The 15,502-nt window shown below is 42.7% G+C and carries 9 protein-coding genes; 7 read left to right on the top strand and 2 right to left on the bottom strand.

The window, feature by feature from the left end; all coding sequences use genetic code 11:
* The first annotated feature begins 401 nt into the window (after nt 1–401).
* From LPH68_RS15225 to meaB, 3 genes are all read left to right on the top strand, one after another.
* Complete coding sequence (locus LPH68_RS15225) at nt 402–6,146, top strand: alpha-2-macroglobulin family protein (protein WP_192923115.1); 5,745 nt, start codon at nt 402–404, stop codon at nt 6,144–6,146.
* Between the two features lie 225 nt (nt 6,147–6,371).
* Entirely contained in the window at nt 6,372–7,439 is a 1,068-nt protein-coding gene (locus LPH68_RS15230; protein WP_004301426.1) for a DUF1573 domain-containing protein, read from the top strand.
* Between the two features lie 11 nt (nt 7,440–7,450).
* The gene (gene meaB, locus LPH68_RS15235; RefSeq protein WP_004305376.1) at nt 7,451–8,542 is read left to right on the top strand and encodes a methylmalonyl Co-A mutase-associated GTPase MeaB; all 1,092 of its coding nucleotides are present in this window, start codon (nt 7,451–7,453) and stop codon (nt 8,540–8,542) included.
* Between the two features lie 90 nt (nt 8,543–8,632).
* On the opposite strand, the gene LPH68_RS15240 is transcribed toward meaB, so the two are convergent.
* Nucleotides 8,633–9,550, bottom strand: a complete 918-nt coding sequence (locus LPH68_RS15240) for a DMT family transporter (protein WP_151923691.1) — start codon at nt 9,548–9,550, stop codon at nt 8,633–8,635.
* A 122-nt stretch (nt 9,551–9,672) separates the two neighbouring features.
* Here LPH68_RS15240 and LPH68_RS15245 point away from each other — a divergent pair, with 122 nt between their 5' ends.
* The 4 genes from LPH68_RS15245 to LPH68_RS15260 are packed head-to-tail and all read left to right on the top strand — an operon-like array spanning nt 9,673 to nt 13,896.
* The gene (locus LPH68_RS15245) at nt 9,673–10,536 is read left to right on the top strand and encodes an AAA family ATPase (RefSeq protein ID WP_151923690.1); all 864 of its coding nucleotides are present in this window, start codon (nt 9,673–9,675) and stop codon (nt 10,534–10,536) included.
* Between the two features lie 22 nt (nt 10,537–10,558).
* Nucleotides 10,559–11,587 (top strand): DUF4435 domain-containing protein, encoded by a 1,029-nt coding sequence (locus tag LPH68_RS15250; protein WP_004315637.1) that lies wholly within the window; start codon nt 10,559–10,561, stop codon nt 11,585–11,587.
* 37 nt (nt 11,588–11,624) lie between these two features.
* Nucleotides 11,625–12,965, top strand: coding sequence for a mechanosensitive ion channel family protein (locus LPH68_RS15255; RefSeq protein ID WP_004315638.1), 1,341 nt, complete (start codon nt 11,625–11,627; stop codon nt 12,963–12,965).
* Nucleotides 12,966–12,999: 34 nt separating this feature from the next.
* The gene (locus LPH68_RS15260; protein WP_004315639.1) at nt 13,000–13,896 is read left to right on the top strand and encodes an AraC family transcriptional regulator; all 897 of its coding nucleotides are present in this window, start codon (nt 13,000–13,002) and stop codon (nt 13,894–13,896) included.
* Between the two features lie 26 nt (nt 13,897–13,922).
* Here the strand turns inward: LPH68_RS15260 and LPH68_RS15265 are convergent, their stop codons facing one another.
* On the bottom strand, nt 13,923–15,488 hold the full coding sequence (locus tag LPH68_RS15265) for an ATP-binding protein (protein WP_008642103.1): 1,566 nt from the start codon (nt 15,486–15,488) through the stop codon (nt 13,923–13,925).
* Between the last annotated feature and the right edge of the window lie 14 nt (nt 15,489–15,502).

A 15,502-nucleotide genomic window follows, 5' to 3' on the forward strand; every position in this document is an offset into this window, starting at 1 on the left:
TTTTATAGGATTAAGAAAGAAGAAGAGGAAAACCATCGAAATAAAAAAGAGATTACCACCAAATTTGACGAAGAACCGTTTTTTCAACTTTATAGAGGAAGGATTACGCATCAAAATTAGGGTCACAACCGTAATCATAAACCAAATTCACCTCTGTGCCCTCCGTGTCCTCTGTGGTGAAAACAGTGCAAAAATGAACTATTCAATTAAATAACAAACCGAATAATATTTTTTTATTCTAAAGTGAATCTGGTAATGAGCTAACGTCTATACGATACAGTATAAGGTTGGTAGCTTGATAAAAGTTTTTTTTAAGCTAAAAAGTACAAATCTTTAAACTTTATTTCTTTACTTTGTTATTTATAGAGTGAGACTTATAGCGAACTTAAACTAGAAAGATTATGAAAGTAAAGCAGATTTGTATGATGGTGCTACTATGGTTGGGGGTGATTCCGGCGGTGCAGGCACAGACTTTCGACAAATTATGGAAAGAAGTGGAGCAAGCAGAGAAAAAGAGCTTGCCTAAGACTGTGATAAAACTGACTGATGAGATTTATCAGAAAGGGGAAAAAGAGAAAAACTCTCCGCAGATGCTCAAAGCATACGCGTGGCGGATGAAATACCGGGAAGTGTTGAATCCGGATAGTCTTTATGCCGGTCTGAAAGGACTGGAACAGTGGGTGAAACAAACCGACCAACCAATGGACCGTGCTATTTTGCACTCTCTGATAGCCGGAATTTATGCAAATTATGCTGCCAACAACCAATGGCAACTTCGCCAACGGACGGAAATCGTAGGCCAAACGCCTTCCGCGGATATACGCGAGTGGACCGCCAATATGTTTGTAGAGAAAGTGCGGACAAATGTGAAAGAAGCCTTGGCTGACTCTGTGTTACTGCTCAAAACTTCTTCACGCGATTATATCCCTTTCGTAGAATTGGGGAAAACGAGTGAATATTATCACCATGACCTTTATCATTTATTGGCTTCCCGTGGCATTGATGCTCTGTTGCAAGTGGAAAAACTAGGTGGCGGGTACACTGAAACGAACGCCGTAAATCCGGTGAAGCAGGATATAATAGCTATTTACGGAAATATGCTTTCTGCTTATAAAGCAGCCGGATTGAAAGAAGGTTATGTGTTGACCGCACTTAACTATTTGGAATGGAGACGGGGAGCGGAACGGTATATCCGACCTCTCCAAGTAAAGGGAGAGGCTTCAGTATTGACGGATGACACTTACCTGAAAGCATTGAATACATTGAAAAGTAAATATGCTTCGGAGCCGATATGTGCTGAAGTGTACCTGGCACAAGCCCGTTATGCTATTGAAAAGCAACAGCAGGTTAATGCATTGCAACTTTGTGATGAGGCGATTCGTCTTTATCCGGGGTATGACAGAATCAATGCTCTGAAAAATCTTCGGGAAGAAATATTGGCTCCTTATTTGAATGTCTATGCAGCAGATCAGGCTTTCCCGAACGAAGAGATAGAACTAAGAGCCTCACATAAGAATCTGGATGGTTTTACCGTCCGGATTTATCAGGCGAAGAAACTGATAAAAGAACAACATTACTCTGTAATTCGTCCGGAAGATTACCGGACACAGGACACGGTGTTTACATTCAAAGCTCCCGAACTTGGAGCTTACGTAATGCGTATCATACCGGATATTCGTGCAAAGAGAGACAGTGAAAGCAAATTTGACGTAACACGTTTCAAGGTGTTGACTTGTCGTCTGCCGGAAAAACAATATCAAGTGGTGACGTTGGACGGACAGACGGGACATCCTATTTCGAATGCGAAAGTTACGATGTATAGTAACGATGAAAAAGTTTTGCAAGAGTTTACGACGGACAAAGATGGTAAGGTAGTATTTCCCTGGAAATCTGAATATCGTTATCTGAAAGCTTCCAAGGGCACGGATACAGCGATACCGAAGCAAGGTATCTATGCAGGAAGTTACGGATATTACGGTGACGAAGATAAGGTAGCGGAAAATATGACTTTATTGACTGACCGTTCTTTGTATCGTCCCGGACAGACGGTGTATGTGAAAGGAATTGCCTATTCTCAAGAATCAGATACGGCGGATGTGCTTCCGAACAAGGAATATATGGTTACTTTATTGGATGCAAATAATCAGGAAGTAGGGCAGAAGTCGGTACGCACCAATGAGTTCGGCTCGTTTGCCACTGATTTCGCGTTGCCTTCAGCTTGCCTGAACGGAATGTTCTCGTTGAAGGCAGGAAGAGGTCGTACAAGTATCCGCGTGGAAGATTATAAACGTCCGACATTTGACATCACTTTTGAAAAGCAACAGGGAAGTTACAAGTTGGGAGATGAAGTGCAGGTGAAAGGCAAGATAGCATCTTATAGCGGTGTATTGCTTCAGGATCTTCCGGTAAAATATAAGGTGATGCGTTCTACATACAGCCTTTGGCGCTTTGCGGAATCGGTACAGATTGCTTCCGGTGAAGTGACGGCCAATGAGAACGGAGAATTTACGATACCGGTCCGCCTGCAGGAAAGCGATTCTTATAAGAATGATGATAAAGTATATTATCGCTATTCCATTGAAGCTACTGTTACCAATGTGGCGGGTGAAACACAATCTTCTACGGATGTCATTTCGGCCGGAAACCGTTCGTTGGTTTTGCAGGTGGAATTGCATGATAAGACTTGTAAGGATAAACCATTCGACACGATGTTTAACGTGCAAAACCTGAATGGACAACCTGTGGAAGTGAAAGGAAATTATTACTTATATCCTGCCAAAGACCAGGATTTCAAACAACTGGAAGAGAAACCGGTTTTAACGGGAACTTTTACTTCTAACGAAGAAATAACGCTCGATTGGAAGAATCTTCCTTCGGGCCCTTATGTACTGAAAGCATCGGTGAAAGATAATCAGGGCAAGGAAGTGACTACTGATACTAACACGATTCTTTTCTCCATTGAGGACAAACGTCCGCCTGTAGAAACGACGGTTTGGTTCTATGGAGAAAATATGGAATTTGATGCGACTCATCCGGCTGTATTCTGCTTCGGTACGTCGAAAAAGGATGCTTATGTGATGATGAATGTATTCTCCGGTGATAAACTGCTGGAAAGTAAGACGTTGAACTTGTCTGATACGATTGTTCGTTTCGAATATCCATATCAGGAGAGTTATGGTGACGGTGTGTTTGTGAATTTCTGTATGGTAAGAGATGGACAGGTTTATCAGGAACATGCCCGGCTGACCAGACGTGTACCGGATAAGACATTGACTATGAAGTGGGAAGTATTCCGCGATAAGTTGCGTCCCGGACAGAAGGAAGAATGGAAACTGACGATTAAAACGCCACAAGGACAAGCCGCTAATGCGGAGATGCTGGCAACGATGTATGATGCTTCACTGGATAAGATATGGAACCGTCAGCAGAATTTCCAAGTCTTCTATAGTCAGATTGTTCCGTATTCTAATTGGATGAGCGGATATTCAGGAAATAATTCATTTAATTACTGGTGGAATACGAAAAGCCTTAAAGTGCCGGGATTGGCGTATGATTATTTCGTGATGTCTTCCGGTGTAGGAAATGTATATGCATTGTCGGAGTCTTTGGCTGATGGAGTGGTGGTTAGAGGTCTGGCGGTTCAGAGAAAGGTGTCGATGACAGGAAGTGTTACAAGCCGGAGCAATGCGGTGGAAGTGAAATATGTACCGGCTTTAGTCTCCGATGCTTCTGAAGATGTGGAATTTGAGTCAGGATGGGGCCAAACGGGAACACTTGGTAAACTTGATGAAACGTCCGGAAACGAAACACTCCCTGAAGCTCCTGCCAACCTGCGTACAAATCTTGCAGAAACAGCCTTCTTCTATCCGCAACTTCGTACCAATGAACAGGGAGAAATCTCGTTCTCTTTTACGATGCCCGAAAGTCTGACGCGTTGGAACTTCCGTGGATATTCTCATACGAAAGGGATGCTGATGGGAACATTGGACGGTGAAGCTACCACGAGTAAGGAATTTATGCTGACTCCTAATCTTCCCCGCTTTGTACGTGTGGGAGATAAGACTTCTCTTGCAGCTTCTATCTCTAATATGACTGGTAAGCCGCAAGCCGGAACAGTAACTCTGATTCTTTTCGATCCGATGACGGAGAAAGTAATCAGTACACAAAAACAGAAATTCAGCCTTGTTGCCGGAAAGACGATTGGCGTGAGCTTCCAGTTTACCGTCAGTGATAAATACGAAATATTGGGATGCCGGATGATAGCCGATAGCGGTACTTTCAGCGATGGAGAACAACAGTTGCTTCCGGTGCTTAGCAATAAAGAACATTTGGTAGAGACACTTCCAATGCCTGTACGTGGAGAAGAAACCCGTACTTTCTCACTCGACGGCCTGTTCAACCAACAAAGTAAAACGGCAACCGACCGTAAACTGACTGTCGAGTTTACAGGAAATCCAGCTTGGTATGCTATTCAGGCATTGCCTTCTTTGAGTCTTCCTACAAGCAATAATGCGATCTCCTGGGCTACGGCATATTATGCAAATACCTTGGCTTCGTTCATTATGAACAGTCAGCCGAAGATCAAAGCAGTGTTTGAAAGTTGGAAATTGCAGGGAGGTACGAAAGAAACCTTCTTGAGCAATCTGCAAAAGAATCAGGAAGTGAAGAACATCATTCTGTCCGAATCTCCCTGGGTGCTCGAAGCGCAAACGGAAGAGCAACAGAAAGAACGTATCGCCACTTTGTTTGATTTGAATAATATCCGTAGCAATAATATAGCGGCTTTGACCCGATTGCAGGAGTTGCAGAATGCAAGTGGTGCATGGTCTTGGTATAAAGGAATGACCGGCAGCCGATATATTACTACCTATATCGCCGAACTGAATGCCCGTCTGGCTATGTTGACAGGTGAGAAATTAACAGGTACAGCTCTCTCCTTACAACAAAATGCTTTCACTTACCTTCATCAATCAGCTTTAGACGAATATAAGGAAATCTTGAAAGCACAGAAAGAAGGAGTGAAATTTACCGGTGTTTCGGGTAGTATTCTGCAATATTTGTATCTCATCGCTATTTCCGGAGAGCAGGTGCCTGCTGCCAATAAAGCTGCTTATACCTATTATCTTTCTAAAGTAGGAGAACTGCTTACTTCTCCTTCGATGGATACGAAAGCGATTGCCGCTATTGTACTGAATAAAGCCGGACGCAAGAAAGAAGCACAGGAATTTGTCGCTTCTTTGAAAGAATTCCTGACCAAGACGGATGAACAGGGAATGTTCTTTGCTTTCAACGAGAATCCGTATACATGGGGCGGAATGCAGATGCAGGCTCACGTAGATGTGATGGAAGCATTGGAGGCGATAGGCGGTAACAGCGATACCGTGGAAGAAATGAAACTTTGGCTGTTGAAGCAAAAGCAAACACAACAATGGAACTCTCCGGTAGCTACTGCCGACGCGGTATTTGCGTTGCTGATGAAAGGTGTTAACGTGCTCGACAATCAGGGAGATGTACGGATTGTAATTGCTAATGAAGTGCTGGAAACGGTTGCTCCGAGTAAAACGACTGTTCCAGGATTGGGATATATCAAACGTTCTTTCACACAGAAGAGCGTGGTGGATGCCCGTAAGATTGAAGTGGAAAAGAGAAATCCGGGTATCGCCTGGGGAGCTGTATATGCAGAATTTGAATCCCCCATCAGTGATGTGAAACAACAGGGTGGTGAGTTGAATGTAGAGAAACAATTGTATGTGGAACGTATGGTAAATAATGTCCCTCAATTGCAGCCTATAACAGCGAAAACAGTTCTTCAGGTAGGTGATAAAGTCGTTTCCCGTTTGAGCATCCGTGTAGACCGTCCGATGGATTTTGTGCAGTTGAAAGATCAGCGGGGAGCTTGCTTCGAACCGATCGGCAGCATTTCCGGCTATCGTTGGAACAACGGACTGGGCTATTACGTAGACATCAAAGATGCATCGACCAATTTCTTCTTCGATCATTTAGGAAAAGGAGTATATGTATTGGAATATAGTTACCGTGTCAGCCGTGCAGGAACTTACGAAACAGGTCTGGCAACCATGCAATGTGCATACGCACCAGAATATGCTTCACATTCTGCTTCGATGACGGTAGCTGTTAAAGAGTAACGCAGGACATTTGTAAGAGAAATATTCAGGCACGCATTATGCCTATTTTACGGTTCATTAGATAAACTGAAACCATAAAATAGGCGTAATCCGTGCCTGAATCTATTTGATACCTCTTGATGGAGAGAATTATCCTCTTTCGTCAATCTGTGTTAATCTGTGTAATCTGTGGTGAAAAACTCATCTAAAACCCCTACATTTGTGCACCAAAATAAAAAATATCGCATGAAACGTAGTTTACTATCTATATTATCTTTACTTACTGTCGCTTTGGCAGCCGTTGCCCAACCTCGTATCTCTTCAAATAAAGAGACACATAACTTCGGACAAATTGAGTGGAAACGTCCGGTGACAGTGGAATATACCATCACTAACACGGGAAACCAGCCATTGGTACTGACCAACGTCACAACCTCTTGTGCTTGTGCCGTGGCCGATTGGACCAAAGAACCGATTGCCCCGGGAGGAAAAGGAGTAGTAAAAGCTTCTTTTGACGCAAAAGCGTTAGGACATTTTGAAAAGTCGATAGGAATATATAGTAATGCCAGTCCGAGCCTGGTCTATCTGAAGTTTACCGGTGAAGTAGTGCAGGAAATAAAAGATTATACAAAGCTACTTCCTTATACAATTGGAAATATTCGTTTAGATCGTGATGAGTTTGCTTTCCCCGATGTCTATCGCGGACAGCAGCCTTCATTGACCTTCGATATCGCCAATCTTTCGGATCGTCCTTACGAACCGGTATTGATGCATCTGCCTCCTTATCTGAAAATGGAAGCGGAACCCAAAGTCTTGTTGAAAGGCAAGAAAGGAACTATCAAACTGACGCTGGATGCGAGCCAGCTAAAAGATTACGGATTGACACAGACTTCTGTCTACCTTTCCCGTTTCTCCGGTGATAAGGTGAGCGAAGATAATGAAATACCGGTTTCGGCCATTCTTCTTCCCGACTTCTCTCGTATGACGGAAAAAGATTCTTTGAACGCTCCTGCCATGCACATTTCGGAAACGGATATTGATCTTAGTATCCCGTTGATAAAGAAGAATAAGGTAAGCCATGATATATTGATAGCCAATTCCGGAAAGACTCCGTTAGTCATCAGTAAGTTGCAGGTATTCAATTCGTCGGTAGGAGTGAGCCTGAAGAAGACGGTCCTTCCTCCGGATGGAATGACGAAGCTCAAAGTAACTATTCGTAAGCGTGACGTAGGTAATAAGAAGCATCATTTACGTATCCTGATGATAACAAATGATCCGTTACGCCCGAAAGTTGAAATCAATATCAAACGCTAAATCCTATGATTATGGAACATCCTGAAAATAGTGAAGAATATAAGGGGCTTGTTGTCAATAAAGGCATTGAGCAACCCTCATCTGTGAATCCCTACTTAAAGCGGAAACCTAAGAAACGCCAACTTTCAGTAGCAGAGTTTGTAGAAGGTATCGTAAAAGGTGATGTCACCATATTGAGTCAGGCTGTGACATTGGTTGAAAGCGTAAAGCCTGAACATCAGGCTGTCTCACAGGAAATCATAGAGAAGTGTCTGCCATTTTCCGGTAATTCGATCCGGATTGGTATCAGCGGCGTTCCCGGTGCGGGAAAGAGTACATCCATAGATGTATTCGGTCTGCACGTGCTCGAAAAGGGGGGCAAACTGGCGGTATTGGCCATCGACCCTAGTAGTGAGCGTAGTAAAGGCAGTATCTTAGGGGATAAAACGCGTATGGAGCAGCTTTCCGTGCATCCTAAATCGTTTATCCGCCCTAGTCCGTCAGCCGGTTCTTTGGGAGGAGTGGCACGCAAAACACGTGAGACGATTATTCTTTGTGAAGCTGCCGGATTTGATAAGATTTTTGTGGAGACCGTAGGAGTGGGACAGAGCGAAACGGCTGTTCACTCGATGGTTGATTTCTTCCTGTTGATTCAGTTGTCCGGTACGGGCGATGAACTGCAAGGGATTAAGCGTGGTATTATGGAGATGGCGGATGGTATCGTTATCAATAAGGCCGATGGAGATAATCTGGAACGTGCCAAGTTGGCTGCCACTCAATTCCGTAATGCATTGCATCTGTTTCCTGCGCCTGAATCCGGATGGATTCCCAAAGTATTGACTTACTCCGGTTTTTATAACCTGGGAGTGAAGGAGGTCTGGGATATGATTTACGAATACATTGACTTCGTGAAAGAAAACGGCTATTTTGAATATCGCCGCAACGAGCAAAGTAAATATTGGATGTATGAAAGCATCAATGAACAACTTCGTGACAGCTTTTATCATAATCCGAAGATTGAAACAATGCTCTTAGAAAAAGAACAGCAGGTATTGAAAGGCAACCTGACTTCGTTTATAGCTGCAAGAAGCTTGCTCGATACTTATTTTGAGGATTTGAAATAAGACTTTAAATGATAATAAGATTCTGATTCTTAAAGAATACATTTAGCATAAGCGGGTAGGAAACGTCAGTCTTTCTACCCGCTTGTACTATTAATGAGGCTTTTCTGCTTTTTCAAGATCAGCTCTTGATTTACTTTGAGTCACAATATATACTCCCAGGAATACGAGCGCGATAGCGATTCCTTTCTCCCAGCCGAAACTTCCGATACCCATCGTGATTGCCGCAATCGTAGCCACGATCGGTTGCATATAATTGTACATACTGACTACCGTAGGACGGAGCAGCCTCTGTGCAGTCATAATGCAGAGATACGCGAGGAAGCTACCTCCTAATACGACATAAAGTACCTGTAGAATGGCGACAGTGGAAACAGAAGTCCATTGAATCGTAGAAATATCATAATAGGAGAACGGAATGTAACACATTGAAGCATATATGAACATCCATTTATTAATCGTTACTGCCGAATATCGTTGAGACAATCCTTTGAATACAGTCAGGTATATGGAAAAACTGATTTGCGCAACGAGACAAAGCAAGTCGCCAATCAGGCTTCCATTTCCGTTGCTTCCTGCCTGGCTACTCATAATGAGAATGAGCGCTCCCATAGCACCTATAAAAATTCCCAGTACTTTCTTATTGGTAATAGGTTCTTTCAAGTAAATGGCCGCTACAACCATTGTTACAATCGGTAGAGTGGTAGTTACGATAGAAGCATCAATAGGAGAAGTCATAGAAAGTCCGAAGATAAACACTCCTTGATTGAATACTAGCGCAAACAGTGAAGCAAAGAAGATTTTCAGCATATCTTGATGATTCACATGTTCCTGTTTGCAAAACATGGAAAGGATCCAGAAAGCGGCTGCTGCCCCCACCATGCGGAATGTAGTGACAGAAATTGGAGAAAACTCTTGAAGAGCCGACTTACCGATGGGAGACATTAATCCCCACATAACGTTTGCTGTAAGCGCAAACAAATGACCATACAGGTTCTTACTTTTGTCCATGTTGATACTATTTATTTTACCATATCTCTGATATCATTAACAATCAAATAGAGAAAACGGTTGCAAAGGTAGTCTTTTATCGTATGATTTGTTTATATTTGCCTTGATTAAACTTGAATATTATGGAACAACAAGCCAATTATATCCGTCGTATCGAGATACACGGACTATGGGAACGCTTTAATATAGGATGGGATTTGCGTCCCGATGTGAACATCCTCTCCGGCATCAACGGAGTGGGGAAGACTACCATTCTGAACCGTTCGGTGGGATACCTCGAAGGACTTTCCGGTGAAATGAAAAGTGACGAGAAGAACGGAGTGCGTCTCTTTTTCGACAATCCCCAGGCAACCTATATTCCTTATGACGTCATCCGAAGCTACGACCGTCCCCTGATTATGGGTGACTTCACAGCCCGCATGGCCGACAAGAATGTAAAGTCTGAACTGGACTGGCAACTCTATCTCTTGCAACGCCGTTACCTCGATTATCAGGTCAACATTGGTAATAAGATGATTGAAATGCTTTCCAGCACTGATGAAGAAGAGCGTCGTAAAGCAGCTACATTATCTGTAGCCAAACGTCGTTTTCAGGATATGATTGACGAACTGTTCAGCTATACACGCAAAAAGATAGACCGGAAACGGAACGATATCGCTTTCTATCAGGATGGCGAACTATTATTCCCTTATAAACTGTCGTCCGGTGAAAAGCAAATGCTGGTTATCCTGCTGACCGTACTCGTGCAGGACAACAGCCATTGTGTATTGTTTATGGATGAGCCGGAAGCCTCCCTTCATATAGAATGGCAGCAGAAACTGATTGCTATGATACGTGAACTGAATCCGAATGTGCAGATTATCCTGACTACCCATTCGCCTGCCGTCATTATGGAAGGCTGGCTGGATGCCGTGACAGAAGTAAGTGATATATCTACCACCGTAGGGCACAAGCTCGACAAGGATTCTTCCAACTGTAATTTGTAATTCGAAACCTGTAATAGAACAAATGGCAACTTCACTACGAGATAATCTGACTTCTTCTTATTTCAATGCCGCCCATAAGCTTTATCCGAAGAAAGCCCGCCGACGTATCATCGCTTACGTAGAAAGCTATGACGACATCGCTTTCTGGCGCACATTGCTTGAAGAGTTTGAAGACGACGAACACTATTTCCAAGTGATGCTTCCTTCGGCCACCTCCCTGGCAAAAGGAAAAAAGATGGTACTCATGAACACGCTGAATACAGCCGAATTGGGGAGAAGTCTGATTGCCTGTGTGGACAGTGACTATGATTTCCTGTTGCAGGGAGCTACCAATACTTCCCGTAAAATCAATCGGAACAGGTATATTTTTCAGACTTATACCTATGCTATTGAAAACTATCATTGTTTTGCCGAAAGCCTTCACGAAGTATGTGTGCAGGCTACGTTGAATGACCGTTCCATTTTAGATTTCAACTTCTACCTGAAGAAGTACTCTGAAATAGTATATCCGCTTTTCCTCTGGAACGTATGGTTCTATCGCCAACGGGATACTTACACTTTCCCCATGTACGATTTCCATACTTATACTTCTTTGCGCGAGATTAATCTCCGGCATCCGGAAAAGAGCTTGGAATCCCTTCAACAACGGGTTAATCAGAAGTTGGCAGAGTTGAAAAGGAAATTCCCCCATAACATTAATCAGGTGAATGGATTGCGGACTGAATTTAAAGAGCTGGGCTTGGTGCCGGAAACTACTTACTTGTATATGCAGGGACACCATGTGATGGATAATGTGGTAATGAAACTACTGATTCCGGTCTGCACCGTATTGCGCCGTGAACGGGAACAGGAAATCAAGCGGTTGGCCGAACACAATGAACAGTTCAGAAACGAACTGACTTGTTATCAGAACAGCCAGGTGAACGTAGAAATCATGCTCAAGAAGAATGTAGCCTACAAAAGACTCTTCCATTATGATTGGCTACGGCAGGATATCAGTGAATATTTGGAAGAAGGAAAGAATAAAGAAGAAAAGAAACAGAGATCATAAATAAAAGAAAAACTAAAAAAGAGAGAGACGATTGCTTATGAAAGAAGTAAAAGAAGTGGTTGATACAGTGAGTGTGGCATTAGCAAACGGGCAACCGGAAGAAGCAGGTAATGTAGTGATGCAAGAGGTGAATCATGCTTTGCTCTCGATGGGAGTGGATGAAGCTATGGCTGATAAGATTGATAACTTTATCATTTTATTGTTTATTATTGGAATAGCATTATTGGCTAATCTGATTTGCCGCAAGATTATTCTGCGTACCGTGGCTAAATTGGTGAGACAGACAAAAGCTACTTGGGATGATATTGTATTTAATGATAAAGTAATGGTGAACATCAGCAGGATGGTGGCGCCTATATTGATTTATATATCTATTCCTATTGCCTTCCCCGAACATGCAGACTCTGCTTTGCTTGATTTTCTTCGAAGACTTTGCATGATTTATATCCTTGCAGTCTTTCTTCGCTTCGTCAGTGCTTTGTTTACGGCTGTGTATCTGGTATATAGCGCGCGTGAACAATATAAAGACAAACCTTTGAAGGGGCTTTTGCAGACAGCGCAAGTCATTCTCTTCTTTATAGGAGCTATCATCATTATCAGTATTTTGATAAAGCAAAGTCCGGTGGTGTTGCTGACCGGATTGGGAGCTTCCGCTGCGGTTCTGATGTTGGTTTTCAAGGACAGTATCATGGGATTTGTCTCCGGCATCCAGCTTTCCGCCAATAATATGCTGAAGGTGGGCGATTGGATCACGATGCCGAAATACGGTGCGGACGGTACGGTGATAGAAGTAACATTGAATACCGTAAAAATACGTAACTTCGATAATACCATCACCACCATTCCTCCTTATCTATTGATTAGTGATTCTTTCCAAAACTGGCAGGGAATGCAGGAATCCGGCGGACGTCGTGTGAAACGTTCCATCAATATAGACATGACCAGTGTGCATTTCTGTACACCGGAGATGTTGGCAAAATACCGGAAGATACAACTGTTGAAAGACTATGTGGATGAAACGGAAAAGGTAGTGGAAGAATATAATAAGGAACATCATATCGACAACTCTGTGTTAGTGAATGGACGCCGGCAAACAAACCTGGGAGTTTTCCGTGCCTATCTGACTAACTATCTGAAGAATCTGCCTACTGTCAACCAAGACCTGACCTGCATGGTACGTCAGCTTCAGCCTACCGAAACCGGTATCCCGTTGGAACTTTATTTCTTTTCTGCCAATAAAGTATGGGTTGCCTACGAAGGCATACAGGCAGATGTTTTCGATCATGTGCTTGCCATTATTCCCGAATTCGACTTGCGTGTCTTCCAAAACCCGTCGGGGGCAGACCTGCATCAGATAGGGGTAAAGATAGAAAACTAATCAAACGATAAAACGCTTATAAATTGTAATTACTATGACTACACCGTTATCCAACCAGATTATCCGTGAAATCACTCCTTTGTCAGATAAGGATTGCTTTTACATTGCGGAACGTTATAAAACGGAATTCACTTATCCTATACACAACCACTCCGAGTTTGAATTGAACTTCACCGAAAAGGCAGCCGGAGTAAGGCGGATTGTAGGAGACTCTTCCGAAGTGATAGGTGATTATGATTTGGTATTGATAACAGGAAAAGATTTGGAACACGTCTGGGAACAGAACGACTGCCATTCGAAAGAGATACGGGAGATTACGATTCAGTTTTCTTCCGATCTTTTCTTCAAGAGCTTTATCAATAAGAATCAGTTCGACTCTATCCGCCGGATGCTGGATAAAGCACAAAAAGGGCTTTGTTTCCCGATGTCTGCCATACTCAAAATATATCCGTTGCTGGATACGCTTGCTTCCGAGAAGCAAGGATTTTATGCGGTCATTAAGTTTATGACAATCCTGTATGAACTTTCTCTCTTTGAAGAAGAAGCGCGTACCTTGTCCAGTTCGTCTTTTGCCAAGATAGATATTCATTCGGACAGCCGGCGTGTGCAGAAAGTGCAGGAGTACATCAATACACATTATCAGGAAGAAATACGTCTGGGGCAGTTGGCTGATATGGTTGGGATGACGGATGTGTCATTCAGCCGCTTTTTCAAACTGCGTACAGGCAAGAATCTTTCTGATTATATCATTGATATTCGGCTGGGCTTTGCTTCCCGGTTGCTGGTAGATTCTACGATGTCTATCGCTGAGATTTGTTATGAGTGCGGTTTTAATAACCTTTCCAATTTCAACCGGATCTTCAAGAAGAAAAAGAGTTGTTCGCCTAAAGAGTTTCGTGAGAACTACCGGAAGAAAAAGAAATTGATTTAGCGCATTCTCTTTTATGAACTCGGTGATTAACTCCCGAGTTCTATCTTCCATTCACCAATCGTTCGTGTGGCACTGTCAAAGTTTACACCTACTTTAACTATTTTCCTGTGATCCGCCTGATACGGAATAGCATACTTTTTGCTGTTAATCTGCGTTAATGCTTCTTCGGGTGTACCATCTACTTTAAATTCAAAAACATAGATGGTATCTTGAAGTTTCACAACCGCGTCTGCTCTTCCAATGGCTGTATCCACTTCCACATCTATATACTGTCCCATCAGCCGGAAAAACAGATAAAAGATAGTTTGGTAATGTTTCTCTTCCTTGTTGTTCAGTTTATTCGGGATAGACGCAAAGAAAGATTTCAGTCTTTCCAGACATTCCTCTAAATGACCGATACGCAAGTCTTTAATAAAGGACACTACATAAAATGTATTCTCTCGTGCAGGCAGATGCACATAAGCGGGCATCAGCGATTCGATAAATCCTTTTCTTACTTCTTTGTTGGGATAAGCCAGTGTATACAGTTGGAAATCCGGATCATATCCCTTAATTGTGAGATAACCGCTTTGGTAGAGCACCGGAAGAGGATCGGTGATTCTATTGCTAGGTGCATCAAACTGTTCGGCGGTGGCGGTCGTGTTATCCAGCTCCCGGATATCAAAATCGCTTTCTTGCAGAATATCTATCAGGAAAGTGGGAGTACCGGTCGAAAACCAAAAATTCTCATAACTCTTTTGCGCAAATGCATTGAATAGACTAAATGGGTTATAAATGTCTACACAATTCTTACTGAAATGATAACCGTCATATTGTTGTTTCAAATGTACACAGGCTTCCTCGTATGTTTCCTTGTTGGCTTGGGCCATTTGTTCAATATCAATTTGCAATTGCGTGCGCAGTTCTTGTTCGGTGATACCACAGATAGCACTGTAATCATCCCTCATGCTGATATTCTGCAAGTTATTCAACTCGCTGAAGATACTCATTTGGCTGAATTTGCTGATACCTGTCAATAATAAGAAGCGAAGATACTGTCCCTGGGCTTTCAGTGGACTAAAGAAATCCCGCATGATATTACGTATTTCCTTTTGAACTTCATCATTATGATTGCTGTCCAGCATTGGTGAGTCATACTCATCTATTAATACCACCACCTGTTTACCCGTCTGTTTGTAAGCACGACGAATAATTCCTTCAAAACGTAAACTGAAAGTCGTTTCTCCTTCTTCCCGTTGATAAATTTTCTCCCATAAAAGCAATTGGCGGTTAATAACGGCTGACAGCATATCAGCGGTTATATATTTACTCACACTAAAATCAAAGTGTAGTACCGGGTAGACCGTCCAATCCTTTTCCAGAGTCTCCATAGCCAAGCCTTGAAACAGTTCTTTTTTTCCCAGGAAATAAGCTTCTAGTGTAGAAACCAGCAAACTTTTCCCAAAGCGTCGGGGACGACTTAGAAAATAGACTTTATTTGTATGAGTCAAACGATAAATCAATTCTGTTTTATCAACATAGACACAATCATTATTGCGTAAATCTTCAAAGTTCTGTATTCCTATCGGATATCTTCTGAAATTCTCTTCCATGACGCATATCTGTT

The sequence above is a fragment of the Bacteroides sp. 1_1_30 genome (assembly GCF_020982715.1).
Lineage (GTDB): Bacteria > Bacteroidota > Bacteroidia > Bacteroidales > Bacteroidaceae > Bacteroides > Bacteroides xylanisolvens.